This window comes from Streptomyces krungchingensis, assembly GCF_054729265.1.
Genome location: NZ_JBPUKY010000002.1, coordinates 77,836 through 103,192 on the forward strand (window position 1 = coordinate 77,836; position 25,357 = coordinate 103,192).

Consider the following 25,357-nt stretch of genomic DNA (forward strand, 5'->3'; position numbering starts at 1 on the left):
AGCCGTGGTCCGGTGCGCCGGCTGGAGGGTGTGGATGCGCGGCCGCCCGGCCGCCACTGCACAACACACCGTGCCGGCCTGCGGCTTTGCTGCCGTACGCGCCGGCGGGGGTGTGCTCTCATCCTGTGAAGGGGGACACCTAGTGTCCGTTTCTGTTTCCTCGATCGCCCGCCGTCTGACCGGCGCCACGGCCGTCGCCGCGGCCGTCGTGGGCGCGGTGGCACTGCCCGCCGTCGCCGCCGGCCACCACCCGGGCGACCGCGGCGACCGTGTGATCATCAGCGGCGTCCAGTACGACGCGCCCGGCTGGGACAACCGCTCCATCCGCTCCCTGAACAAGGAGTGGGTGGAGATCACCAACACCGGCCGGCACGACGTGAACCTGGACGGCTGGACGCTGTCGAACGAGGACGGTCGTACGTACACCTTCCGCCACTTCTGGCTGGACGGCCACGCCACGGTGCGCGTCCACACCGGAGTCGGACGGGACGGCGCGCGCGACGTGTACCAGGACCGTCGTGACCACGTGTGGGACAACCACGACGGGACGGCCACGCTCCGCACCGACCGCGGCCGCTTCGTCGACGAGGCCTCGTGGAGCGACGGACGCCGCCACCACGGCAACCGCCACGACCGTGACCACGACGGCCGCCGCTGACGGGCCCGCGCATGCCGATATCCGCGGAACCCTGCGACCGGCATGACCTGACCGGCGGCGCACCGCTCCCTGTCGGCGGTGCGCCGCCGCCCCGCTTGCCGGCCACGGCCCGTGCCCCAGGCCACGGGCCGTGGCCGGCACTCCGAGCACGGCGGAACGTGATCCCGACGCCCGGTGGTTCGCGGTCACCGCTGCGGCCGCCGGGGCCCGGCTCCGGGCCGTGCCCCGTACGCGGGCGTGTGCGAGCGGGCGGTGGGGCGGCCGAACCCGGCCCGGTTCGTGTACCTCGCCGATCGCGCCGACGAGGTGTTCCCGGCGCGCGACCATGCGGCCGACACGGTGGTGGCGCTGCCGCACGCGGAGGCGGCCCGTTCGCGTCATTCGAGGGCGGTGACCGGGCCGGTCGGCGAACTGGCCACGCGCAGCGAGGAGTTCCGCACCCGGTGGGCGGCCGATGACGTGCAGGCCCACCGGCGCGGCACCGAGCGGGTCCGACATCCGCCGGTGGGGGAGCTGACCCTGCGCTTCGAGGCGCTGGAGATCGCGGCCGCCGGCGGGCTCACCCTGATCGGCTGCACCGCCGAGCCGGGCTGCGCGTCCCGCGAGGCCCTCCGACTGCTCGCGAGAGGGACCACGGAGGAGGGGCACCCGGCCGCCCGCCAGGACACGGACGCCGCGGCGCGCACGTCGCCGGGCGAGTAGCCGCCCCCGCGCCCGACGACGGACTTCTCGCGTGGCGGCCCGGCTGGCCCGGCCCGGCCCGGCCTGGCGTCAGTCGCGCCCGTGCCCGTGGTCGTCGCCGCTGCCGTCGTCGCCGCCGTGGCCGTCGCCACTGCCGTGGTCATCGCCGCCGTGGTCGTCGCCACTGCCATGGTCGTCGTCGCCGGAACGATGGCGGTCGGCGCCCGCACGGTGCCCGTCGTCGGCCCGCGTGGACACGACCGAGCCGGTCCCTGCGTCGACGCCGATCTCGTGCTCCAGACCAGCGGAGTCGACGACGTCGACGTGCCACCCGACGGTGCCGCCCGCGTGGTCGTCGAGTTCGGCGGAGACCGCCGTACCGTCGACGGCGCCGAGCGCCGCGTCCACCGCGCGGCCCAGATCGGCCCCGGCGGTCCGGGCCCGCGTGTCGTCGTCCCGGTCCCGGTCGACACCGATCCCGAGGATCCTTCCGTCACCGGCGTCGACGGTGACGTCGCGCTCCACGCCCGCGGAGTCGACGACCTCGACCTTCCAGACCGTCCGGCCCGCGCGTCCCTGGAGTTCGACCTCGGTGACGGTGCCCGCGACGGACTTGGCGGCCACCTCGGCGGCGGACTTGAGATCGACGTCGGTGCCGTCCACGACGACACGGTGGTGACCGGAGTCGTCCCGCCCGTCGTCCGTACGGCCGTTGTCGTCGTGGCGTGATGCGAGCGTGCCGCCCGCGGTCGTACGGGTGTCGTCGTCGTGCCGGTCGTCGGCGACCGCCGCCGCGGTCGCCGCGGCGCCGCCGCCGAGGAGGGCGGTGGCCGCGAGCACGGCGGCCAGCGTGCGGTGACGACCTGTCAGCGAGCGCTTGAGAGCCTTCATCGTGGAGTGGTCCTTTCCTGGCGTCTGCGGCTCGGCCGCAGCGGAGCCGACGAGTCGGCCTGACGTGCACCACCATGGACGGGACACCCTGAAGCCAGGCTGAAGCATCCTGAAGATCACTTCAGGTGGGGTCTGAGACGCTGTGCTCATGCGCCTGCTGATCGTGGAGGACGAGAGACGTCTCGCCATGGCCCTCGCCCGCGGCCTGGCCGCCGAGGGCTACGCCGTCGACACGGCCCACGACGGTGTCACCGGGCTTTGTTTGGCACAGGAGCGCGACTACGACCTGATCCTGCTGGACATCATGCTGCCCGGCCTGAACGGGTACCGGATCTGCGCCCAGTTGCGTGCCGCGGGCGACGACACCCCGATCCTGATGCTCACCGCGAAGGACGGCGAGTACGACGAGGCCGAGGGCCTGGACACCGGCGCGGACGACTACCTCACCAAGCCGTTCTCCTACGTCGTGCTCCAGGCCCGAGTCCGCGCGCTGCTGCGCCGCCGTACGCGCGGTGGCGCACCGGTGCTGCGGATCGGCGACCTGACGGTCGATCCCGACGGCCGGCGCGTCGACCGCTCCGGGACCGAAGTGGTGCTGACGGCGAAGGAGTTCGCGGTCCTGGAACACCTCGCCCTGCACGCCGGGCAGGTGGTGTCGAAAGCCGACATCCTCGGTGGCGTATGGGACTTCGCGTACGACGGCGACCCCAACATCGTCGAGGTCTACGTGAGCGCGCTGCGCCGCAAGATCGACCAGCCGTTCGGACGGCGGTCCATAAGGACCGTCCGCGGGGCCGGGTACCGGCTGGAGGCCGACGGCGGTCGCGATGCCTAGGCCGTTCTCCTCGGTCCGGGCCCGGGCCGCGCTGGCCGCCACCCTCGTCGTGTGCGTCGCACTGATCGCTGCGGGCACGGCGGTCGTCGCCGTCCTGCGGCACAACCTCACGGACCGCGCGGGGCTGGAGTCCGAGGTCGGGGCGCGCACCGTGGCCGGTGCCCAGGCCGCGCTGAACGGCGACTTCGGCGGATTGGATCTGCCCGACGACGAGGACGCCCTCGTCCAGGTCGTCGACTCCGCGGGCCGGGTGCTGGCCGCGAGCGACGACCTGGACGGGCGCGCCGCCGTCGCCGACTACGCCCCGGCCGACGCCGACACCCCCTCGAGCACCGAGTCCGACGGCAGCGGCGACGACCACGGAGGCGACAACCACGGCCGCGGCAGCCATGGAGGCGGCGGCCGTGACGACGACAGCGGGGACGACGACGCGGACATCAGCCCGCCGCGCGGCAGGGTCGGCACGGACGTGGACCACAGAACACTGAGGGTCACGGCGGACGGCGAAGCCCACGACTACACCTTCGCCGCGGTGCAGGGCACCACCTACGGCGGCCGGACGTACACGGTGTACGCCGGCACCTCCCTCGCGGACCAGCAGGCCACGCTCGCCCAGGTGTCCCGGGCCATGCTGACCGGTCTGCCGTTCCTGCTGGTGGTCGTCGCCGGGGTGACATGGCTGGTCACCCGGCGTGCGCTGCGCCCGGTGGAGGGGATCCGCTCGGAGATGGCGGAGATAACGGGCAGCGGGGACCTGGCCCGCCGTGTGCCCCAGCCCCGCTCACGCGACGAGATCGCCCGGCTGGCGAGCACCACCAACGAGACGCTGGCCGCCCTGGAGAAGTCCGTCGAGCGGCAGCACCGCTTCGTCGCCGACGCCTCGCACGAACTGCGCAGCCCCATCGCCAGTCTGCGCACCCAGCTCGAAGTCGCCGATCAGCACCCGGGCCTGCTGAACACCACCGACCTGCTGCACGACGTCGTGCGCCTCCAGGGCCTGGCCGCCGACCTGCTGCTGCTCGCCCGCCTCGACGCGGGTGAACAGCCGGGCGGCACCGCGGTCGACCTGGCCGTGCTGGTGGCGGAGGACGTCGCCCGGCGCGCCCAGTCCGGCCGCATCACCCCCACCCTGAAGATCGAGGACACCTTGCTGTCGGTCCGCGGCAGCGGTGGGCAGCTGTCCCGCGTCCTGGCCAACCTCCTGGACAACGCCCAGCGGCACGCGTCCGCCGCGGTCACCGTCGGCCTGGAGACCGAGGGGGACGTCGTCCTGCTGACCGTCGCGGACGACGGCCACGGCATCGCCCCGGCCGATCGGGAGCGCGTCTTCGAGCGCTTCGTCCGCCTCGACGAGGCCCGTGGCCGCGACGACGGGGGAGCGGGCCTCGGGCTGGCCATCGCCCGTGACGTCGTACACCGGCACGGGGGAACACTGACCGTCACCGACGCACCGGGCGGCGGTGCCGCCTTCGAGGTCCGGCTGCCCCGGGCGGACTGAGGGCGTCTTCGGGTCCCGCATACCCTCGGCGGGTACGTCAGTGCGCCCAGACGCCGGGCCCGCCGCCGCGCCACTCGATCCACTCGGCGGTCTCGACGTCCGAGGCCTCGATGTCCTCCCAACCGGCCCGGCGCAGGAATTCCGCGATGTCGACCAGCGTGTACGCCAGGCCGACGAAGCGTTCGCCGACACGGACCCGACGGCCACCGTCGGGGGCGGGGGCGTAGACGACCGCGGATATCTGCATGCGTCCAGAGTGACGAGGGCTTCCGGCCCGCGCATTCGGGGCCGTGTGACGGCCGGTAATGCCGAACACGGTGACGCGCGGAAGGCTCGCCGTCCGCCTGCCGGGCCCGCGGGATGAACGGCCGTTCGGGTGATCCCTATTTACCCCGAGAGGGCTTGGAAACCAAGGGATACGGGTGCAACGGCCGCTGCCGACACGCTTTGCGACCGATTCGGAGTGGCAATCTCCCAGTGCCCGAACGAGACTGACTTTACGGTTCGTGATCAGAAGCGAACACGGGTCCGCGGCCGACGGCCGATCGGGCTGTTAGCCGTGGCACGAGGACAGTGGCACGAGGACAACAGGCAACCATTTCGTGCCGATGTGGCATCGGCGAGAGAGACGTCCTCCAGGAGGTCAAATGGTGGAGAAGTCCTCCGAGGTCCATATAGCCGGGCCGGACCGGGTCGTTGTCGGCGAACACAGCAGCGCCGGCGCGTTGGAGATGGACACCGAGAGTAAATTCGCGGAAGTGCTGGCCCAGGTCACCTGTGTCGAAGACGTTCCGGTCGACGCGCACTTCTTCGACGACCTCGGCGCCAATTCTCTGGTGATGGCGCAATTCTGTGCGCGAATCAGGAAGATACCCGGCCTGCCGTCCGCGTCCATGAAGGACATCTATCGGAACCCTTCGATCAGAAGTCTGGCGGCGGCCCTGACAGTGGCGGATACCGCGACGGTCGGCGTACACGCTCAGACATCGCAGGCGGTGCGCACCACGCCGGTGCTCCAGCCGATGCCGCATCCGACGAACAAGCTGAACTATTTCCTCTGCGGCACGTTCCAGTTGTCTATTTTCCTGGCGTACTCCGTTGCGTTCGGACTGATAACCGCTCGGGGTTACGCGTGGGTCGCCGCCGGTTCAGGTGTGGTCGACATCTACCTGAGATCGGTCGTGTTCGGGAGTTGCGGTCTCCTGGCCGTGTTCCTTCTTCCGATCGCTGCCAAATGGATTCTCATCGGCCGCTCGAAGCCATGTGAATTCCCCGTCTGGGGCCTGGCCTACATGCGCTTCTGGATCGTGAAGTCGCTGCTCCACAGCAATCCCATCGTCCTCTTGGCCGGAAACCCGCTGTTCGTGCTGTATCTCCGGGCGCTCGGCGCGCGGATCGGCAGCGGGGTCACGATCCTCTCCCACTCCGTACCGGTCTGTGCCGACCTGCTCACGATCGGCTCGGGCAGTGTGATCCGCAAGGACTCGTCCTTCCTCTGCTATCGCGCGCATGCGGGGCGTATCCAGACCGGCCGGGTCACGCTCGGACGCGATGTGTTCGTCGGCGAGAAGACCGTCCTGGACATCGACACCTCGATGGGCGACGGAGCCCAGCTCGGTCACGCCTCCGCACTGCACCGTGGTCAGGCGATTCCGGCCGGTGAGCACCGGCACGGATCGCCGGCGCAGCCCACCGACATCGAACACGTGAGGGTCGCCCCGGCGAGCTGCGGTGCCCTGCGACGGACCTGGTTCGGCCTCGTCACCGTGCTCCAGATGTTCTTCCTGTACGTGCCGCTGGGCGTCGGCGGTCTGTACATGCTGTTCATCGAGGTTCCGGAACTCGGCCGGCGACTGGGGCCGGACACGACGGGACTCACGACGTCGGTGCTGGTCACCGATGCCCTGTACCTCTCCGTCGTGGTGTTCTTCGGCTTCGTCGTCCTGGGCCTGATCTGGCTGTGCACCGTCCCCCGTGTGCTGAATCTGGCCGTCCGGCCCGACAAGGTGTACCCGCTCTACGGCTTCCACTACGCGGCGCACCGGGCGATCGCCCGCATGACGAACATCAAGTTCTTCGGCTGGCTCTTCGGTGACAGTTCGTACGTCGTGCACTACCTGCGCGGTCTCGGATACGACCTGTCCCGAGTCCAGCAGACGGGGTCCAACTTCGGCACCGAGCTGCAGCAGGACAACCCGTATCTGGTGACCGTCGGTACGGGGACGATGGTGGCCGACGGACTGTCGATCGTGAACGCGGACTACTCCAGCACGTCCTTCCGGGTGTCCCGGGCCTCGATCGGACCGCACAACTTCCTCGGGAACAACATCGCCTATCCCGCGGGCGGCAGAACGGGCAAGAACTGCCTGCTCGCGACCAAGGTCCTGATCCCTCTCGACGGTGAGATCCGCGAGGGCGTGGGGCTGCTCGGCTCGCCCTCCTTCGAGATTCCCCGCTCGGTGGAACGCGACGCGCGGTTCGACGACATCAGGACGGGAGACGAACTGCGCCGCCGCCTGTCCGCGAAGAACCGCTACAACCTCCGCTCGATGGCGGTCATGCTGTTCGCGCGCTGGGTGTTCACCTTCGTGCTCACGCTGTTCGCCCTCGCCTCCATCGACTTCTACGGTGTGTTCGGGCACGTGGCGATCGCCGCGTATCTGGCGATCACGCTCGCGTTCACCGCCGGCTACTACATCCTGGTGGAGCGTCTGGCCGGCCGGTTCCGCCGGCTGACACCTCAACTGTGCTCCATCTACGACCCGGTCTTCTGGTGGCACGAGCGCATCTGGAAGGTGCCGGACCAGCACCTGAACATTTTCAACGGAACCCCTTTCAAGAACGTGATCTGGCGGCTCATGGGGGTTCGTATCGGCAAGAGGGTGTTCGACGACGGTTGCTACCTGACGGAGCGGACCCTCGCCACCATCGGCGACGAGTGCACCCTGAACTTCGGCAGCAAGATCCAGTGCCACTCCCAGGAGGACGGCACGTTCAAGTCCGACGTCTCCACCCTCGGTGCCGGCTGCACGCTCGGCGTGGGAGCGCACGTGCACTACGGCGTGACGATGGGGGACGGCGCCGTGCTGGCGGCCGACTCCTTCCTCATGAAGGGCGAAGAAGTCCCGGCGAGGGCGCGGTGGGGCGGAAATCCCGCCGCGGACATGCCGGATCTGTTCGAACAACAGCCCTTCGGCGTCGAAACGCTGACAGCGACGACGCCTTCGGTCAACGGCACTGCGGCGAAGGTGGGTTCATGATGGAGACGCGCGTGGAGTCGGACCGGGAGTTCTGGAGCCGTGTCCTGACCGCCGGTGGGTTCACCGCGGTGCCACGGTGGGCTCGCGAGCCCGTGCAGGGAGTCGCCGAGTACGAGGTGGCCGTGCCGGACGACGTACTGCGGGCCCTGCGTGAGCTGGTACGGGAGTCCGGCGTGCCGCTGAGCACGGTGCTCCTCGCGGCGCACGCCAAGGTGCTGGCCGCGCTCTCCGGCGAACCCGAGGTGGTGACGGGCTACGTCACGGGTTCGCGGAGCGGACCGCTGCCGTGCCGGCTGACCGTCGGCCCCGGATCCTGGCGCGCGCTGCTGACCGGTGTCCAGCGCGTCGAGGAACAGCTGCTGGCGCACCAGGACTTCCCGATGGCCGAGCTGCGGCGGGAGCTGGGTGTGGCCGGGCCGTCGTACGAGGTCGCCTTCGACGCGGCGGCCTCCGCGAGCGGTCTCGACGACGACACGGCGCTCGGCGTCAGGTGGTGCGACCGCGGCGAACGGCTGCTGATGCGGCTGCGGTACCGCACCCAGGTCATCGACGGCGAGTGCGCGGCCCGGATCGGCGGCTATCACCTGACCGTGCTGCGGTCGGTGGCGGCGGACCCCGACGCCGAGCACACGCGGCAGAGTCTGCTGTCCGCCGACGAGGTGCGCGAGCAGCTCGAAGGACTGGCCGGACCCCGCCGGGAGTTGCCCGAGGCGCGGGCGCACGAGCTGTTCGAGCAGCGGGTGCGGGAGCACCCGGAGGCGGTGGCCGTCGTGCACGGCGACCGCGAGTGGACGTACGGCGAGCTCAACGCCCACGCGAACCGGCTGGCGCGCGCCCTGCTGGAGCGCGGACTCGGGCGCGAGGACGTCGTCGCCGTGGTGACCGAACGCAACCCCGACTGGGCCGCAGCGATCCTCGCGGTCTTCAAGGCGGGCGGCGTGTACCTGCCGATCGAGCCGCACTTCCCGGCCGGTCGCATCCAGGCGACGCTGTCGCGGGCCGCCTGCCGGCTCGTGCTGACCGAAACCGGCAGCACGCAGACCCTCGACGAGGCGCTCACCACCCTGCCCGGGGTCGAGAAGCTGCTGATCGAGGACGCGTACGCGCAGCAGCACGCCGACGGCGACGTCGGTGTGAGCGTCGCCGCCGACCAGCTGGCGTACATCTACTTCACCTCCGGCTCCACCGGCGAGCCGAAGGGCGCCATGTGCGAGCACGCGGGCATGTTCAACCATCTCTTCGCCAAGATCGACGACTTGGGGATCGTGCAGGGGCGTGTGGTGGCGCAGACGGCCCCGCAGTGCTTCGACATCTCCTTGTGGCAGGTGCTGTCCGCCCTGCTGGTGGGCGGTCGGACACTGCTGGTCGCCCAGGAGGCGATCGTCGACGTGGAGCAGTTCCTCGACACGCTCGTCCGCGACCGGGCCGGAGTGGTGCAGGTCGTGCCCTCCTACCTGGAAGTGGTGGTGTCGTACCTGGAACGGCATCCGCGCGAACTGCCCGACCTGCGCTGTGTGTCGGTGACCGGTGAGGCGCTGAAGCGGGAGCTGGTCCAGCGCTGGTTCGCGATCCAGCCGGGGATCAGACTGGTCAACGCCTACGGACTGACCGAGACCTCGGACGACACCAACCACGAGGTGATGACCGGGGTGCCCGAGCGGGTCCTGCTGGGGCGCGCGGTCAACAACGTGCACGTCCACGTCGTCGACGAGCACCTGGCACTGGTCCCCCTGGGCGCCCCTGGACTCATCGCCTTCTCCGGCGTCTGCGTGGGCCGCGGATACGTCAACGACCCCGAGCGGACCCGCGAGGCCTACCGCGAGAACCCCCACCGGCCCGGTGAACGGCTCTACCTGGGCGGTGACTGGGGACGCTGGCACCCCGGCGGCAAGCTGGAGTTCCTCGGCCGCCGGGACAACCAGGTCAAGATCCGCGGCTTCCGCATCGAGATCGGCGAGATCGAGAACACGCTGCTGCGGGTGTCCGGAGTGCGGGACGGCGCGGTCGTCATCGCCCAGCGGGCCGACGACAGCAAACACCTCGTCGCCTTCTACTCGGGCCGGGAACTGCCCACGGACGAGCTGCGCGAGGCGCTGGCCGCCCAACTGCCCGCCTACATGGTCCCCTCGGCCGTCCACTGGCAGCAGAGCCTGCCGCTGACCGCCAACGGCAAGATCGACAGGAAGGCGCTGACCGCGCTCGCCGAGCAGACGCCGGCCGCGCAGAGCGACGGCGCGGGAGAGCACGAGGACGCCCCGCTCACCCCGTCCGAGCGGAAACTCGCCGGAGCCTGGGCCGAGTTGCTGGGTGTCCCGGAGTACCGGATCGGCCGGCAGGACCACTTCTTCGACTCCGGCGGCACCTCGCTGTCGGCGGTGAAGCTCACCATCGCCCTGGACCGCGCGGTGTCCCTCAAGGACATCACCCGGCACCCGGTGCTCGCCGACCTGGCCGCACTGCTCGACGGTGCCGCCCGCCGGCAACCGGAGCTGCTCCAGCCGCTGTCGGCATCGGCATCGGTCGGCGTGCCCGAGTGCGCCCTGGTGTGCTTCCCCTACGCGGGCGGCAACGCGGTCAACTACCAGCCGCTGGCCGGCGCGTTGGCAGCCGGTGGCATCGACGGGACGGGCGGTCCGGACGGACCGGGCCGGCTCGCGGTGTACGCCGTGGATCTCCCCGGACACGACCTGGCTGCCCGGAACGAGCCGTTCGCCCCGATCGACCAGGTGGCGGAGCAGGTCGTCGCCGAGATCACCCGGCGTGGTCTGACCCGCGTCATGCTGTGGGGCCACTCCTCGGGTGCGGCGCCGGCGGTGGAGACCGCCCGCAGGCTCCAGGAGTGCGGCATCGACGTCCCACGGGTGTTCCTCGGCGCACAGCTGCTCGGCTCCGCCGCCGAACGGCGGGCCGCGCTCACCGAACTGACCGGCCGCAGCGACACCGAGATCGCCGCGGGCCTGACGGCGGACGGCGGATACACCGAACTCGGCGAGCTGAACGCGCAGCACACCGCGCAGATCGGCGCCGCCTACCGGCACGACTACACGTGCGCACACCGCTACTTCGCCGAGGCGCTGGAAACCGCGCCGACCGCGAAACTGTCCGCGCCGGTCACGGTCGTCGTGGCCGCCGACGATCCGGTCACCGCCGGACATCGCGACCGCTACCGCGACTGGCAGCACCTGGCCGAACACGTCGAACTGCACGAACTCGCCGACGGCGGCCACTACTTCCTGCGCATCCGTCCGGCCGAGGCGGCCCAGGCCGTCCTCGGCGCAACCGAACCACTGGCCTCCCCCTGAGACCCGGCCGGGAGATCACCCGAGCCGCCGGAGGACCGACCGAAAGGAACCCGAGATGTCGTCCTCACCAATGGCACCACCGCTCGACCTGGACCTGCGGCCGGACAGGCCACCGGTGCTGCACGTCGAGACGCCCGGTGACGCGCCGAGTTGGGCGACCCAGTACCGCGAGGCCCTGCACGCGCAGGTCACCGAACACGGCGCTCTGATCGTCCGCGGTCTGGCACTGCGGGAGCCCGAGCAGACCGGTGCGGTCTTCCAGGGCCTGACCAGCGGCCTGATGACCGAGCGCGAGGCCTTCGCTCCCCGCGAGACGTACCGCCCCGGGGTGTACTCGTCCTCGACCTGGCCGCCCAACCAGCCCATGTGCATGCACCACGAACTGAGCTACACGCTCGAGGTGCCGGGCCTGATGCTGTTCGCGTGCCTGACCGCCCCGGAAAGCGGCGGAGCGACGGCGGTGGCCGACGCCGAGCAGATGCTCCAGGCACTGCCCACCGCGCTGAGCGAACGCTTCGAGCGGGAGGGGTGGCTGCTGACCCGCAGCTACAACGACGAGATCGGCGCGTCCCTGGAGGAGTCCTTCGGGACCGACGACCCGGCCGCCATCGAGCGCTACTGCCACGCCAACGACATCCAGTTCACCTGGCAGCCGGACGGGTCCCTGCACACCCGGCAGCGGCGCAGCGCCGTCGTGCGGCACCCGCTCACCGGCCGGCGCTGCTGGTTCAACCAGATCGCCTTCCTCAACGAGTGGACCCTGGCCCCTGAGGTCCGCGAGTACCTGGTCGACGTCTACGGCGAGGACGGACTGCCGTTCAACACCCGCTTCGGGGACGGATCTCCGATCGGCGAGGACGTCGTCCAGGTGCTCAACAGCACCTACGAGGCCCACACGCGCCGTGAGCCGTGGCAGGCCGGTGACCTGATGCTCGTGGACAACATCCGCACCGCGCACAGCCGCGAGGCCTACACCGGGGAGCGCCGGGTGCTCGTCGCCATGGCCGAGCCCCGACGCCTCGCCGACAGCGGCCCGGCACCGGAGGCGAGCGCGCGATGACCCACCTGTTGTCGCCCGCCGAAGAGCGGGCCATGTCCCACCCGGCCTCGGTGCCGACCTTCGCCGTCATCTCCGGCGCGCAGGTGCAGCGGGCACTGGGTGGCCGCGAGCAGCAGATCGTGGAGCTCGTCGAGGCCACCTACCGGCTGCACGGCGCCGGTGACTCGGTGAACCCGCCGTCGTACTTTTTGCGCTTCCCCGACCGGCCCGCCTCGCGCATCATCGCGCTGCCGGCCTCCATCGGCGGATCGGTGAACGTCGACGGCCTGAAGTGGATCTCCAGCTTCCCGGCCAACGTATCGGCCGGCCTGCCCCGCGCCTCGGCGGTCCTGATCCTCAACGACCACGACACGGGCTATCCCTTCGCCTGCATGGAGAGCTCCATCATCAGCGCGACCAGGACGGCGGCGTCCGCCGCGCTGGCGGCCGACTGGCTCAGCCGCACCCGTGGCCGACCGGCCCGTGTCGGTTTCTTCGGCACCGGGCTGATCGCCCGCTACATCCACACCTTCCTGGCCGGCACCGGCTGGACGTTCGACACGATCGGCCTGCACGACCTGTCCGCGGACAGCACCGCCGGTTTCGCCGGCTACCTGCGCAACACCGGCGCCGCGGGGAAGGTGACCGTCCACGACAGCGCCGAGGAGCTGATCCGCTCCAGCGACCTGGTGATCTTCGCCACCGTCGCCGGTGAGCCGCATGTCACCGACCCGGGGTGGTTCACGCACAACCCGCTGGTGCTGCACGTGTCCCTGCGCGACCTCGCCCCCGAGATCCTGCTCGGCTCGGCCAACTTCGTCGACGACGTCGAGCACTGTCTCAAGGCGAACACCTCGCCCCACCTCGTGGAACAGCTCACCGGCAACCGTGACTTCCTCGACGGCACCCTCGACGACGTCATGTCCGGACGGCAGGCACCGCCGACCGACCGGCCAGTGATCTTCTCGCCCTTCGGTCTCGGCGTCCTCGATCTGGCCGTCGGCAAGTACGTCTACGACGAAGTAGCCCGGGAGGGTCAGCTCAGCATCATCGACGACTTCTTCCACGACCTGCGCCGACACGGCTGAACCGACCGTCAGCCAAGGCACCAGGAGGCCCACCGTGCCCGTCATAACCGCTCCCTACGCCTTCAACGAGAGCAGGCTCTACGTCGATCTCGAACCGATATTCGGGCGTCGTCTCTACCTGAAGTGCGAGGGCTTCAACTTCGCCGGCTCCATCAAGCTGAAGGCCGCGAACGAGATGGTGGAGAGTGCCGAGCGCGAGGGGGTCCTGAAACCGGACTCGATCCTCATCGAGTCCTCGTCCGGGAACCTCGGTGTGGCGCTCAGCGTGATCGCCGCGAGCAAGGGCTATCGGTTCCTGTGCGTGACGGACTCCCGATGCAACCTGTCGACCAGGCTCCTCATGGAGGCGCTCGGCAGCGAGGTGCACGTCGTGGCCGACCTCGACTCCAACGGCGGCTTCCTCGGCAAGCGGATCGACTACGTCCGCGCGCTGTGCGCGTCCGACGACCGGTACGTGTGGCTCAGCCAGTACACCAACGAGGGCAACTGGCGGGCGCACTTCCGTACGACCGCCCCGGAGATCGCCGAGCACTTCCCCGAGCTCGACGTGCTCTTCATCGGAGCCGGCACCACCGGCACCCTCATGGGCTGCGCGCGCTACTTCCGCGAATGGAACCGCGAGGTGCGGATCGTCGCGGTGGACAGCGTGGGCTCGGTCGCCTTCGGCGGCCCGCCCGGTCGCCGGATGATTCCCGGCCTGGGCATGAGCATGCGCCCGCCGCTGCTCGACGAGTCCTTCGTGGACGAGGTGGTCCGGGTCGAGGAGGCGGACACCATCCGCACCTGTCACCGGCTGGCCAGACGCGGCTTCCTGTTCGGCGGCTCCACGGGGACCGTGGTCAGCGGCGCGATGGACTGGCTGGCCCGGCACGGGTCACGCGACCTCACCACGGTGGCCATCGCCCCGGACCTCGGCGAGCGCTACCTCGACACCATCTACCAGATCAACTGGCTCCAGGATCTGTACGGCGACGACATCCTCGAGACCGAGGGGATCACACCGCCTTCGGCCACGGCCGAGTCCGTGACGCCCACGCCGCACCGGCCGAGTCCCTAGCGATCCGTCGTCGCACGATCCGGGCCCGGCTCACGCCGGGCCGTCCGGGCCGGACGCCCCTTCCTCCGGGAGGGCGGTGTCCGGCCCGGACTCGTCGAGGACGTTCGGCAGCGCCTGCTCGGCCCAGATCACCTTGCCGTGCGGGGTGTAGCGGGTGCCCCAGCGTTCGGCGATCTGGGACACCAGGAACAGGCCGCGGCCGCCCTCGTCCGTCGTGGCCGCGTAACGCAGATGCGGTGAGGTGCTGCTGCCGTCGGACACCTCGCAGGTCAGCGTCCTGTCGTGGATGAGCCGCACATGGATGGGCTCGGAGGCGTACCGGATGGCATTGGTGATGAGCTCGCTCAGGATGAGTTCCATGGTGAAGGCGAGCTCGCCCAGCCCCCACTCCTCGATCTTCTCGGCCACGGCCTCGCGCATCCCCGCGACGGCGGCCGGATCGGCGGGCACGTCCCAGTCGGCGATCCGGTCGGGCGACAGCCCCCGGGTACGGGCGATGAGCAGGGCGACGTCGTCCTTCGGGCGCTTGGGCAGCAGGGCCTCCAGCACGTCCTTGCAGCTCTCCTCGGGCGGCCGCTCGGGGTGCCCGGCGAGCGCCTCGCGCAGCAGTTCCATGCCCACGTCCAGATCGCGCGTGCGGTCCTCGATGAGGCCGTCGGTGTACAGCACGAGCTGGGTGCCGTCGGCGAGCTCCAGCTCCTCGGTCTGGAACGGCATCCCGCCGAGACCGAGGGGAGGCCCGCCCGGCAGGTCCGGGAAGGTGACCGTCCCGTCCGGGTGGACGAGCGCAGGCGCCAGGTGTCCCGCGCGCGCCATGACGCAGCGGCGCGTCACGGGGTCGTAGATCGCGTACAGACAGGTGGCGCCCACGATGTTCTCGGGGCTCTCGGTACCCGTCTCGTCCTGGTCGATGCGGCCGACCAGGTCGTCCAGATGGCTCAGCAGCTCGTCGGGCGGCAGGTCGAGGGTGGAGAAGTTGTGCACGGCGGTCCGCAGGCGCCCCATCGTGGCGGCGGCGTGCAGACCGTGGCCGACCACGTCCCCGACGGCCAGCGCCACCCGGCCGCCGGGCAGCGGGATCACGTCGAACCAGTCCCCGCTCACGTTCGCCTGGGCGGGGAGGTAGCGGTAGGCGATGTCCAGGGCGCTCTGTTCGGGCAGGGCCCGCGGCAGCAGGCTGCGCTGGAGGGTGACCGCCATGGCGTGCTCGCGCGTGTAGCGGCGGGCGTTGTCGATGCTCACCGCGGCGCGCGCCACCAGCTCCTCCGCCAGGGACAGCTCCTCCTCGTCGAACGGCTCGTGGTCTCCGCGGCGCCAGAAATTGACCATGCCCAGGACGACGCCGCGTGCCTGGATCGGGGCGGCGATGAGGGAGTGGATGCCGTAGTCGATGATCTTCTGGGCGCGCACGGGATCCTGTTCCTGCCATCCGGTGGCGCCCTCCAGGTCCGTCACGAGCTCGCTGTGACCGCTGCCGTAGCTGCGCGCCTGGGGCGTGGACGGCACGAAGTCGATCAGGCGCCCCATCTCGTAGAGCGGGTGGTCGCTCCGGATGCCCTCCACGGCCGAGCGGCGCATGCCCGTCGCGGTGGGGGCCGGTTCCTCGCCGCGGAGCACGGCGTCGGCCAGATCCACGGTGACGAAGTCGGCGAAGCGGGGGACGGCGACCCGTGCCAGTTGTTCGGCGGCGTCCTTCACGTCCAGGGTGGTGCCGATGCAGAGACCCGCGTCGTACAGCAGCTTCAGCCGCTCCCGTGCGGTCTCCGCCCGCCCGGTCACCGCCTGGAGCTCGGTGGAGTCGCGGAGTGTCACCACGGCCCCCTTGGGACCCCCGTCCGGATCCGTGGGGCGCTGGTTGACGGCCAGCAGTCGCTCTCCGGCGAAGTGCACCTCGTCGGTGGCCTCGCGCCCGGAGGCGAGCAGTTCGACGGTCTCGGGGTCGAGCCCCGGCAGTTCGGAGACGAGCCGTCCCTCGACGTCCGGGGGCAGCTCCAGCAGCCGTCGGGCCTCGTCGTTGGCGAGCAGCAGCCGTCCGTCGTCCCCGACGATGAGCACGCCCTCGCGTACGGAGTGCAGCACCGTGTCGTGGTGGTCGTACATGCGGGTCATCTCGTCCGGCGCCAGGCTGTGGGTCTGCCGCCGCAGCCGCCTGCCCACCAGGGCCGTCCCGCCGGTGGCCAGCACGAGCGCGCCGGCTCCGGCGCCCAGGATGATCGGCAGCTGCCGGGCCACCTGGTGGGTCACGTTCTTCACCTTCAGCCCGGCCGAGACGAGGGCGATCACCTTGCCGTCGTCGTCCCTGATGGGGACGGTGGCCTGCACCTCGCGCCCGAGCGGACCGTTGACGCTCTCCGTGTAGACCTTTCCCGCGAGCGACGGCTCGATGTTGCCCACGAACCTCTTCCCGATGCGGCTCGGGAGCGGGTGCGTGTAGCGGATGCCCTCTGTGTCCATGACCACGATGAAGTCGACGCCGGCGACCTTGCGCGCCGCCTCGGTGAGCGGCTGGAGGATCTTGCTCGGGTCCGGGGCGTCGAGCGCCGCCTGCACGCCGGGGGAGTGGGCGAAGGTCTCCGCGACGGCAATGGAACGACGCTTGGCCTCGGCATTCGTGTCACGTCCGGACTGCAGGACGAGGGCGAAGACGCTGAAGGCCACGAGCAGCACCACCACGGCCACCTGGAGCAGGAACACCTGCCCGGCTACGCTCCGCGGGCTCCTGCTGACCAGTGACCTCAGTGAAAGGCGTCGAAAACCGGCGAAACGATCCGCCATGTGACCTTTCTAGCACCGGTGATCCCGAGTGGCCATGGCCCACCCCGGAGTGGATCTTGTCGTGTTCGCCCTCCGGGGCCGTTCGGGGCGTGTGCCGCATGGCCTGTCCCGCCTGCCCGGACAGCCGCCCGGGGGCGGGTTTCCTCCGGGATGCGAGCGATCGCTCGCCGTGTCCGGGCGCATGCCTGTCGGAGATCGACGTCCGGTTTGGACCTATATGATGCCGTTTGTGGTCATGTTCGGACGGCTGCGGGTCCCTCGATCCCCCTACGGCAGCAGGTGGCAAGCTGCCCAGCTGTCACCGGTGATCCTGACCGTCCTCATCACGGGCCTGGCGTTCTCCACGCCGAGGGAGATGGCCTTCAGCCGCCTCCTGCCCGCCGCCCCCGCTCTCGCCGCCGCCATGTGGACCGTCGTCCCCACGATCCTGCTGGGCGGGTTCTGCCTCGTGGTGATGATCGTCCTCAGCTTCTTCTACGAGGACCTGGGCACGCAGTACACCTCGGCCGCCATCATCGCGGTCACCCTCGCCGCCGCGTACGCGAGCCATGTCCGACTCCAGCGGGAGGAGATCCTCCTCCAGGTCCGGCTCGTCGCCGACGCGGCCCAGAAGGTACTGCTGCGCCCCCTGCCGCGCCGTATCGAGAACGTCGAGATCGAGTCCCTGTACCTCGCCGCCCAGGAGCAGTCCCGGATCGGCGGCGACTTCTACGAGGCGGTCGGCACGCCGTACGGGGTACGGCTGCTCATCGGCGACGTACGGGGCAAGGGCCTGTCCGCGGTCGGCGCGGCCTCGGCCGTGATCAGCTGCTTCCGGGAAGCCGCGTACGACGAGTCCGACCTGAGGAGCGTCATCCACCGCCTGGAAGCCAGCATCAACCGCCACAGCGCCTCGTTTCCCGGCCAGGACCTGCCCGAACGCTTCGCCACCGCGCTCATCGCCGAGATCCCCCACGGCGGCGGCCGCGTCCGCATCCTGAACTGCGGGCACCCGCCGCCGCTGCTCGTGCACGGCGGCAGGATCCGCGTGCTGGAGCCCACCATCGCCTCGCCCCCGCTCAACCTCGCCGAGCTCATCGGGCACCACTACTGCGTCGACACGGTCGCTCTGGGCGCGGGCGACCAGCTGCTGCTCTACACCGACGGCGTCTCGGAGACCCGGGACCGGACCGGTGCGTTCTTCCCGCTGTCGGACTGGATGCGGGGGCAGACCCTGCAACCGCCCCGTGGACTGCTGGACCGCCTGCACCACGACCTGATCGACTACAGCGGGGGGCGGCTCGACGACGACATCGCGGCCCTCGCGGTGCGCTGCCCGAACACACAGGGCCGGGAGAGTCCGGCGTAGGCGGGCTGTGCCGTGTGCGCGCCGGGCTCCGGTGTCACTGCGCCCGGCCCCGTGCGTCCACGCCCACCCGCTGGTCCCGGGAGCGCAGCCGCCGCAGCATCCGGGCGTCCTCGAAGCCCACCTCGCGGGCGGCGGCATCCAGCGTGGCCCCGTGCCCCGCCAGGTGCTCGGCCCGCTCCAGCCGCAGGGTCTGCTGGTAACGCAACGGTGTCAGCCCGTTCGTGGCCCGGCTGAACAGACGGGTCAGGGTCCGCTCGCTGACTCCCGCGTACGCGGCCAGGGCCGCCAGCGGCAGCGGCTCGGTGAAGCGTCGCTCGATCAGGTCCTGGACCCTGTGCACGGTGTCGTCGAGGTGCGAACGGTGCCGCAGCATGGCGCTCGCCTGGGGCTCGTCGCCGTTGCGCCGGGCGTAGACGACGATGTCCCGCGCGACCTGGGCCGCGAGCGCCGGACCGTGCCGGACCGCCAGCAGATGCAAGGCGAGATCGATGCCGCTGGCGATGCCCGCGGACGTCACCACACGGTCGTCCGTGGTGAACAGCACGTCGCGCACGACGGTCGCCCGGGGATACCGGGAGGCCAGTTCGTCCTGCACGTCGTGGTGCGTGGTGCAGCGCCGGCCGTTCAGCAGACCGGCCCTGCCGAGCGCCTCCGCCCCGGCACACACGCTGGCGACGGTGCCGCCCGCGCCGTGATGGGTGCGCAGCCGCTCCAGCGTCTCCGCGCCGGGTTCCGGACCCTGGCACAGGCGGGGAGCCCGCCACCCCGGCACGACGACGAGGTCGTCGGGGCCCAGCTCGGGCCACCGGGTGTCGGCGGCGAGCCGCAGCCCCTGCGCGCTGACCACCTGCTCCCGCTCGGCGACGTACGTGAGGGCGTACGGCTGCCCGAAGTCCGCCGCCGTGCTGAAGACCTGGGCCGGACCGGCCAGGTCCAGGAGGTGGACCCCGGGCAGAAGGACGAAGACGACTCGGCTCACACCGGCGATACTTCCAGCTCGGCCTCCAGCTCGGCCACCGAGGCGATGCGCGCGAAGCGGTCACGGAGGACCGCCTCGGTCCGCTCGATGATCGCGGCGGCGCTCAGGTCACCGATCGGATTCGTGGCGGTGGCGTCGGTGACGAAGACCATGCGGTACCCGAGGTCGCTGCCCACACGCGTCGTCGTCTCGACGCACTGCTCGGTACGGATCCCGCAGACCCACAGCTCGCCGACCCCGGCCTCGGTCAGCAGCTGCTGGAGGTTGGTCGTCGTGAAGGCGTTGTGCGAGGTCTTGTACAGCACCGCCTCGTCCGGCCGCGGCCCGTCCAGCTCCTCCAACAGGCGCACGTGCCCGGACCGGGGATCGAACACGTCGCCGCTTCCCGGTTCGGTGTGCAGCACCCAGAAGATCCGGTCACCCGCCGCCCGGGCCAGGGCGACCAGCCGGTTGACCGGCTCGGCGATCCCGGGATCGGAAATCTCGTCCCACAACGGGCGGGCACGGAAGGACTCCTGGACATCCACGACTATCAGCGCTCGGTTCATGGCATCGATTCTGAGCTGCCGCGACGCATGAACCCCAGGCCCGATCCAGGCCTGTGGCGGAACGATCCGGTCGGTGGGAACGCCTCCGGAACGCATCGCCGAGCGGCGGGCCCGGGTCCGCTCACGGACCGGGCCCGGCGACGCGTGCTCCCGACGGCGGGCGGACGTGCCGGCCAGGAGCGGCGTCACGACTCCGTGGCGCCCTGCGCGTCGTCCGTCCCGGAAGGCAGCCACCAGACGGCCGCCCAGCAGCACGCCCGCACCACGAAGGCTCCCGCCAGCGCCCACCACACGCTGCGCACGTGGACGTCGGACAGCCATGCGATCAGGTACCACACGAGGGTGTCCTGGAGCAGGCCGATGATCGCCAGCAGGGGCAGCAGAAGGCCTTGTCGCGGGTCCTTGGGGGTGGCCCAGATCGCGGTGCTGACGCCCGCGAAGACGACGTACGCGACGACGTAACCGAGCAGCGTGCTCTTGCCGGTCTCGTCGAGGGTGATGCCGGGCAGCGCGGCGGCGAGCGCGACTCCCGGAAGCAGGCCGACCTGTTGTCTTCGTATGTCCTTCATGATCGGGACTTTGGCAGACACCACCCCGCCCGGGAAGGGGCGCGACGATCAGCCGTGTACGGACCCTGTCCGCTGCCGCGCCCGTGCCCCGCAGCGCGGGCCGTGAAAGGATCCGGTTCGCAAATCTCCTGGCGCGCACGTGAATTGAATGTTCGTCAGCCGGGAAGGTTCGAGGTGCCGTCCGGGGGACCTCTGGGCGAAGGGCTGGCACGATCAAATGCCCTTTCCCTAGGATGGTCTGCCTAGCCGGGCCACTTGAAGCTGCTTGGAGCAGGGGGAACGATGCAGGCTGGTAGGCAGTTGTCCACGAAGATCGATGCCACCGTGCCCACGGCCGCGCGCATGTACGACCACTATCTCGGCGGCAAGGACAACTACGCGGCCGACCGCGCGGCCTGCGCCGAGCTCGACAAGGTCGTGCCCAGCACGGGGGCACTCGCGCTGAACAACCGGCGTTTCCTCCAGCGGGTGGTCAGGACCCTGGCGGCCGAGCACGGCATCAGGCAGTTCCTCGACCACGGATCCGGCCTGCCGACCCAGGAGAACGTCCACCAGGTCGCACAGCGCGTCGATCCCGCATCGCGCGTGGTGTACGTGGACAACGACCCGATGGTGCTGGTCCACGGCCGGGCGCTGCTCGACCAGAACGACTGCACCGCGGTCATCCACGCGGACCTGCGGAGCACGGACGAGATCTTCGCCCACGCGGACACACAGCGCCTCGTCGACTTCTCGGAGCCGGTGGCCGTGCTGTTCAACTCGGTCTTCCACTGCATCCCCGACAGCGAGACCGACGGTCCGCCCGCCGTGGTCCGCCGCGTGGCCGAACGCCTCGCGCCCGGCAGCTTCATGGTGATGTGTCAACTGGTCAGCGAGGACGCCAAGGTCAGGGAGTTCGTCACCGACTTCATGGCCCAGGTCACCCAGGGGCATTGGGGCAGGGTCCGTCAGGAGAAGGACGTCGCGGCGCTGTTCGACGGCCTCGAGATCCTGGAGCCGGGGCTGGTCGAGGTGTCCACGTGGCGACCCGACAACGACGTGGCGCCCCGTCAGCTCACGCAGGAGTGGGTCGAGTTCGGCGGAGTCGGCCGGCTCCCCTAGCGACTGGGCGCACCGAGCGGGCCGTCCCTCGCCCGGTGCGCCGACGCGACGCCTTCGGGTACGCCCGCACCGCGGCGGGCGTACCCGTGACCGTGTTCAGGATGCGGCGTAGCGGTCCGCCGCCGTCTTCTTCAGGAGCTCCAGCGACTCGCGCGGGGTGAGGGCCTCGTCGCCGAGCCGGTCCAGCGCCAGCCGGTACTCCTCGGTCTCGTCCCGGTCCTCCAGGAAGTTCGCGCTCCTGATGTGCTCCAGATAGACGATGTCGGGCAGGTCGAGACCGCCGAAGCGCAGATAGGTGATGGGGATCGCGGGCGCGGAGGCGTTCGTCACGTCCAACGGCACGATCTGCAGCGTCACATGGGGACGTTCGGCCATGTCCATCAGATACTGCAGCTGCTCGCGCATGACGTCACGACTGCCGAGCACACGCAGCAGCACCGACTCGTCGATGACCGCCCACAGTTGCGGGGTGTCCGCGCGATGCAGGAGCTCACGCCTGCGCATCCGCATCTCGACCCGGCGCTCCACCTCGCTGGACGGTGCCGTCGGCAGCCCGCGCTCCACAACCGCCCTGGCGTAGGCGGCGGTCTGCAGCAGGCCGGGGACGTACTGGATCTCGAAGGTGCGGATGGCGGCCGCGGCCTCCTGGAGCCCGACCAGCCGGTCGAACCACTCGGGCATCAGTCGCTTGTCGTAGCGCTGCCACCACCCGGGCTCACCTGCGCGCCGCAGCAGTTGGAGAAGGATCGACGTCTCGTGCTCGCCGGTCCTGTACAGGTTCAGCAGGGCCTGGACGTCGCGCTCCGTGGGCGGGCGACGGCCCTTGCCGGCCTCGATCCGCGACAGCTTCGCGGGACTGAACCCGATCTCACGGGCGGCCTGGTCCTGCGAGAGGCCGGCGTCCTCGCGGATGCCCGCGAGCTGTACGCCGACCAGCATCTTCAGCAGTGTCGGGGCGGGCTCGGTCCGCTTCAGATAGGGTTCGAGGCGGGAGATGCGAGGTGACTCGGCGGACATCCTGACTCCCAGTAGACCGGCAGACGACGGGGTTCATCATCGCATCCCGAGTCGTACTGCCGCACGCCTCCGGAGAAGTGGGCCACGTGACTCCACTTCACACCAGGTGGTCGAACTCCCCGTCCTTCGCCCCGGCCAGGAAAGCGGCCAGCTCGGACGGGGTGTAGACGAGTGCCGGTCCGTCGGGGTCGCGCGAGTTGCGCAGTGCGATCCCGCCCCCGGCGAGGGAAGCGACCTCGACGCAGTTGCCCTCCGCGTTGCTGTGCCGGCTCTTGACCCAGTCGACGGCCAGTGAACTGGCAGGCACACCGTTTCGCACTGATGGCACCGGACTCTCCTCGCTCACGTTCGATGACGGGCTCGACGCGGCCGCCCTGCGGGACGGGACCCGACGAGCGTGGCTTGTTCGAGTCGCCACTCGTGCAATTTCCCGTGAAATTGCACGCCGAGCGCTGTCGGAGTGGATAATAGCGGAGGAGTCAACGCCGCTGCAGCCGTGCGAGCCTGACGTTCCATCAGGGAGAATGCCGTGTCGTTACCTGCGCGCTCAGCACCACGCTCCGCCGCTCGGACCGCGTCGGGGGACGGTCCGAACGACGGGTCGCGTCCGCTTGTGAGGGGAGCGCACCCCGACGCCACGGCCCCGCTGCGGCTCGTCGGTCACCGGACGGCGAGCCGCTTCCCGGGGCCCGCCAGGATGCGTGTCACCGACGCGCAGCAGGGCCTCGTCCACGTAAGGGACTTCACCCGCCGGACCCTCGCCGCATGGGAGTCGGGCGCCTGCGGCGACGAAGCCGTGCTCGTCGTCAACGAACTGGCCACCAACGCGCTGCTGCACGCGGCGTCCAAGGTCCCCGTCGAGCGCAGGGAGGTGTGGCTCAAGCTCTCGCTCAGGCGCGCTCACCTCGTCTGCGCGGTCACCGATCCGTACGACCGCCCGCCTGTGCACCTGCCCGCGGACGTCGCCCAGGACGACCACGGCAGAGGCCTCGGGATCGTCGACGCCCTGTCCGAGCACTGGGGCTGGACACGCTTCCCCGCGGGCAAAATCGTCTGGGCCATGCTGCGCGCTCCCTCTCCACCCGACGGCACCGAGGCCTGGGGCCCGACATGAGACCCGCCCCGCCGGCACAGCGGTCGAGCGCGCAGCAGCCCCCTTCTGGAGAAGCAGACATGGAGACACCCCTGAAGAGCCTGAGTCACGTCCCGTGGCGTGAACTGCGGGACTCCACCGGGTCCGCCGCGGAGATCCCCGAACTGCTCGGCGCGATCACCTCGGAGGACGCGGACACGGCCGTCGCCGCCCTCGCGCGTCTCCGCGACCGCATCTGCCAGTACGGCTTCGTCGTGGACCAGGCGACCGCCGCGACGGTGCCCTTCCTGTGGGAGCTCGCCCAGGACTCCGAGGTCGCCTGCCGCGTACAGATCCTCCAGCTGCTGAAGAACATCGCGGACGCCAGACAATGGGAGAGCACCGCCGTCGCCTATCCCAAGCTGCTCAACCGCCGGGAGAACTACGTCGGTTGGGAACGCGAGGCCCGCCAGGCCGTCCGCGCCCACCGCGGTGACATCGGGGGTCTCCTCGCCGAGTCGGACGGAGAACTCGTCCAGGCCACGAAGGAACTGGCCGCCGCGCTGACGGACTGAAGGATCGACTCTGCACGCCGTCGATCCCGCACCGCAACGCCCCCGGCACCGCAACGCCGCCGCATCGCGTCGATCGCGACGGCATCGCTTCACCGCATCGGATCGATCCCGCACGGCATCGCTTCCCTGCGCCCCATGGATCCCGCACGGCATCGCATCCGGACGCCCCGGGACGGCTGATTTCGGACAACACCGCAAGGCGGCCGAGGGCGGGAGCGAACCCGGCCGACCAAGCCACCGGGCGCCCCGCCACGGATCAGCGGTGACAGACTGAAGATCCGAGCGAGGGCGAACGCGTGGCAGACGGGGAGCACCGATGACGGCGCAGCAGAAGACATCCGTCCCTGGTGGGGCGGACGGGCCCGCATCCGCGCTGGTGACGCACCACGCCCCCGCCGAGGTCCGCACCGCCGTCCTCTTCCTGCACGGAGGCACGGCCCACAGCCGGGCCCCCTCCAGGCCCTGGCACCTGGCCGCGCTCCGGATGAGGCCTTTCATCCGGGCAGCGGCGGCAGCGGTACCCGACGACGTCCTCGTCGGCGAGGTGCGCTACCGCCTGAGGGGATGGAACGAACCCGACGCCGACCCCCTGCGGGACGCACGCAGAGCGTTGAGGGAACTCTCCCGCCTCACCGGGGACGTGACCGTCGTCCTCGTGGGCCACTCCATGGGCGGTCGCGCGGCCCTGAGAGCGGCCGCGGCCGCAGAAGTACAAGGTGTCCTGGCCCTGGCCCCGTGGTGCCCCGACGGCGAGCCGGTGGCCCACCTGCGCGGCAAGGACGTCGTCGTGCTGCACGGCGACCGGGACAGGGTCACCGATCCCGACGCCTCCGTGTCCTTCGTGCACCGGGCCCGCGAGGCGGGCGCCCGGGCCGATGCCGTGGTGATGGCGGGTGGCGACCACGCCATGCTCCGGCCGCGCGGGGCATGGAACCGGGCCGCGGTCTCGGCCATCACGGCGCTGGCCGCGTCCGGCCCCGGCGCCGCGGGCTGACCGTGCACCCCGCGCACCCGCCCGTCCGCGAACGCCGGCGGGCCTGGCAGCCCCGTCCGTCGAGCGCCGC

General features: G+C 70.7%; 22 protein-coding genes. 14 read left to right on the top strand and 8 right to left on the bottom strand.

Annotation, left to right across the window (positions count from 1 at the left end; translation table 11 throughout):
• Positions 1 to 142: 142 nt before the first annotated feature.
• Both ACSYGO_RS41000 and ACSYGO_RS41005 read left to right on the top strand, forming a co-directional pair.
• Positions 143 to 658 carry a lamin tail domain-containing protein gene (locus tag ACSYGO_RS41000; RefSeq protein ID WP_426676377.1) on the top strand — a complete coding sequence of 172 codons (516 nt, stop codon included), beginning with the start codon at positions 143 to 145 and terminating at the stop codon, positions 656 to 658.
• A gap of 174 nt (positions 659 to 832) precedes the next feature.
• Entirely contained in the window at positions 833 to 1,360 is a 528-nt protein-coding gene (locus tag ACSYGO_RS41005; RefSeq protein WP_426676376.1) for an MmyB family transcriptional regulator, read from the top strand.
• A 69-nt stretch (positions 1,361 to 1,429) separates the two neighbouring features.
• On the opposite strand, the gene ACSYGO_RS41010 is transcribed toward ACSYGO_RS41005, so the two are convergent.
• The gene (locus ACSYGO_RS41010) at positions 1,430 to 2,230 is read right to left on the bottom strand and encodes a PepSY domain-containing protein (RefSeq protein ID WP_460389858.1); all 801 of its coding nucleotides are present in this window, start codon (positions 2,228 to 2,230) and stop codon (positions 1,430 to 1,432) included.
• A 148-nt stretch (positions 2,231 to 2,378) separates the two neighbouring features.
• Between ACSYGO_RS41010 and ACSYGO_RS41015 the strand changes: the two genes are divergently transcribed.
• Both ACSYGO_RS41015 and ACSYGO_RS41020 read left to right on the top strand, forming a co-directional pair.
• Complete coding sequence (locus ACSYGO_RS41015) at positions 2,379 to 3,065, top strand: response regulator transcription factor (protein ID WP_426676374.1); 687 nt, start codon at positions 2,379 to 2,381, stop codon at positions 3,063 to 3,065.
• Positions 3,058 to 4,563, top strand: coding sequence for a sensor histidine kinase (locus ACSYGO_RS41020; protein WP_426676373.1), 1,506 nt, complete (start codon positions 3,058 to 3,060; stop codon positions 4,561 to 4,563). Before ACSYGO_RS41015 ends, ACSYGO_RS41020 begins: the two co-directional genes overlap by 8 nt.
• 37 nt (positions 4,564 to 4,600) lie before the next feature.
• Here the strand turns inward: ACSYGO_RS41020 and ACSYGO_RS41025 are convergent, their stop codons facing one another.
• Complete coding sequence (locus ACSYGO_RS41025; protein ID WP_426676372.1) at positions 4,601 to 4,810, bottom strand: hypothetical protein; 210 nt, start codon at positions 4,808 to 4,810, stop codon at positions 4,601 to 4,603.
• 400 nt (positions 4,811 to 5,210) lie between these two features.
• On the opposite strand from ACSYGO_RS41025, the gene ACSYGO_RS41030 reads away from it, so the two are divergent.
• The 5 genes from ACSYGO_RS41030 to sbnA are packed head-to-tail and all read left to right on the top strand — an operon-like array spanning position 5,211 to position 14,309.
• Positions 5,211 to 7,823, top strand: a complete 2,613-nt coding sequence (locus ACSYGO_RS41030) for a Pls/PosA family non-ribosomal peptide synthetase (protein ID WP_426676371.1) — start codon at positions 5,211 to 5,213, stop codon at positions 7,821 to 7,823.
• Complete coding sequence (locus tag ACSYGO_RS41035) at positions 7,823 to 11,125, top strand: non-ribosomal peptide synthetase (protein ID WP_426676896.1); 3,303 nt, start codon at positions 7,823 to 7,825, stop codon at positions 11,123 to 11,125. The genes ACSYGO_RS41030 and ACSYGO_RS41035 overlap by 1 nt, the downstream gene beginning before the upstream one ends.
• 55 nt (positions 11,126 to 11,180) lie before the next feature.
• The gene (locus ACSYGO_RS41040; protein ID WP_426676370.1) at positions 11,181 to 12,185 is read left to right on the top strand and encodes a TauD/TfdA family dioxygenase; all 1,005 of its coding nucleotides are present in this window, start codon (positions 11,181 to 11,183) and stop codon (positions 12,183 to 12,185) included.
• Positions 12,182 to 13,252: a 2,3-diaminopropionate biosynthesis protein SbnB gene (gene sbnB / locus ACSYGO_RS41045; protein WP_426676369.1), complete on the top strand. Its 1,071-nt coding sequence runs from the start codon at positions 12,182 to 12,184 to the stop codon at positions 13,250 to 13,252. The genes ACSYGO_RS41040 and sbnB overlap by 4 nt, the downstream gene beginning before the upstream one ends.
• 34 nt (positions 13,253 to 13,286) lie before the next feature.
• Positions 13,287 to 14,309, top strand: a complete 1,023-nt coding sequence (gene sbnA / locus ACSYGO_RS41050; RefSeq protein WP_426676368.1) for a 2,3-diaminopropionate biosynthesis protein SbnA — start codon at positions 13,287 to 13,289, stop codon at positions 14,307 to 14,309.
• A gap of 30 nt (positions 14,310 to 14,339) precedes the next feature.
• On the opposite strand, the gene ACSYGO_RS41055 is transcribed toward sbnA, so the two are convergent.
• Complete coding sequence (locus ACSYGO_RS41055; protein WP_426676367.1) at positions 14,340 to 17,084, bottom strand: SpoIIE family protein phosphatase; 2,745 nt, start codon at positions 17,082 to 17,084, stop codon at positions 14,340 to 14,342.
• A gap of 235 nt (positions 17,085 to 17,319) precedes the next feature.
• On the opposite strand from ACSYGO_RS41055, the gene ACSYGO_RS41060 reads away from it, so the two are divergent.
• Positions 17,320 to 18,432 carry a PP2C family protein-serine/threonine phosphatase gene (locus ACSYGO_RS41060; protein WP_432189982.1) on the top strand — a complete coding sequence of 371 codons (1,113 nt, stop codon included), beginning with the start codon at positions 17,320 to 17,322 and terminating at the stop codon, positions 18,430 to 18,432.
• Positions 18,433 to 18,466: 34 nt separating this feature from the next.
• Here the strand turns inward: ACSYGO_RS41060 and ACSYGO_RS41065 are convergent, their stop codons facing one another.
• From ACSYGO_RS41065 to ACSYGO_RS41075, 3 genes are all read right to left on the bottom strand, one after another.
• Positions 18,467 to 19,411 (bottom strand): GlxA family transcriptional regulator, encoded by a 945-nt coding sequence (locus ACSYGO_RS41065; protein WP_460389859.1) that lies wholly within the window; start codon positions 19,409 to 19,411, stop codon positions 18,467 to 18,469.
• A complete protein-coding gene (locus tag ACSYGO_RS41070; protein ID WP_426676365.1) occupies positions 19,408 to 19,959 on the bottom strand; it encodes a cysteine hydrolase family protein in 552 nt (183 codons plus the stop codon). Before ACSYGO_RS41070 ends, ACSYGO_RS41065 begins: the two co-directional genes overlap by 4 nt.
• A 185-nt stretch (positions 19,960 to 20,144) precedes the next feature.
• The gene (locus ACSYGO_RS41075; RefSeq protein WP_460389860.1) at positions 20,145 to 20,528 is read right to left on the bottom strand and encodes a hypothetical protein; all 384 of its coding nucleotides are present in this window, start codon (positions 20,526 to 20,528) and stop codon (positions 20,145 to 20,147) included.
• Between the two features lie 282 nt (positions 20,529 to 20,810).
• Between ACSYGO_RS41075 and ACSYGO_RS41080 the strand changes: the two genes are divergently transcribed.
• Entirely contained in the window at positions 20,811 to 21,629 is an 819-nt protein-coding gene (locus ACSYGO_RS41080) for an SAM-dependent methyltransferase (protein ID WP_460389861.1), read from the top strand.
• A gap of 96 nt (positions 21,630 to 21,725) precedes the next feature.
• Here the strand turns inward: ACSYGO_RS41080 and ACSYGO_RS41085 are convergent, their stop codons facing one another.
• Positions 21,726 to 22,646 carry a helix-turn-helix domain-containing protein gene (locus tag ACSYGO_RS41085; protein WP_460389862.1) on the bottom strand — a complete coding sequence of 307 codons (921 nt, stop codon included), beginning with the start codon at positions 22,644 to 22,646 and terminating at the stop codon, positions 21,726 to 21,728.
• A gap of 97 nt (positions 22,647 to 22,743) precedes the next feature.
• A complete protein-coding gene (locus tag ACSYGO_RS41090) occupies positions 22,744 to 22,974 on the bottom strand; it encodes a DUF397 domain-containing protein (protein WP_063611268.1) in 231 nt (76 codons plus the stop codon).
• 285 nt (positions 22,975 to 23,259) lie between these two features.
• Between ACSYGO_RS41090 and ACSYGO_RS41095 the strand changes: the two genes are divergently transcribed.
• The 3 genes from ACSYGO_RS41095 (at position 23,260) to ACSYGO_RS41105 (ending at position 25,287) form a co-directional block, all read left to right on the top strand.
• Positions 23,260 to 23,760, top strand: coding sequence for an ATP-binding protein (locus ACSYGO_RS41095; RefSeq protein WP_460389863.1), 501 nt, complete (start codon positions 23,260 to 23,262; stop codon positions 23,758 to 23,760).
• A complete protein-coding gene (locus ACSYGO_RS41100; protein ID WP_426676360.1) occupies positions 23,757 to 24,293 on the top strand; it encodes a hypothetical protein in 537 nt (178 codons plus the stop codon). The genes ACSYGO_RS41095 and ACSYGO_RS41100 overlap by 4 nt, the downstream gene beginning before the upstream one ends.
• 316 nt (positions 24,294 to 24,609) lie before the next feature.
• On the top strand, positions 24,610 to 25,287 hold the full coding sequence (locus tag ACSYGO_RS41105; protein WP_460389864.1) for an alpha/beta fold hydrolase: 678 nt from the start codon (positions 24,610 to 24,612) through the stop codon (positions 25,285 to 25,287).
• Positions 25,288 to 25,357 lie beyond the last annotated feature (70 nt).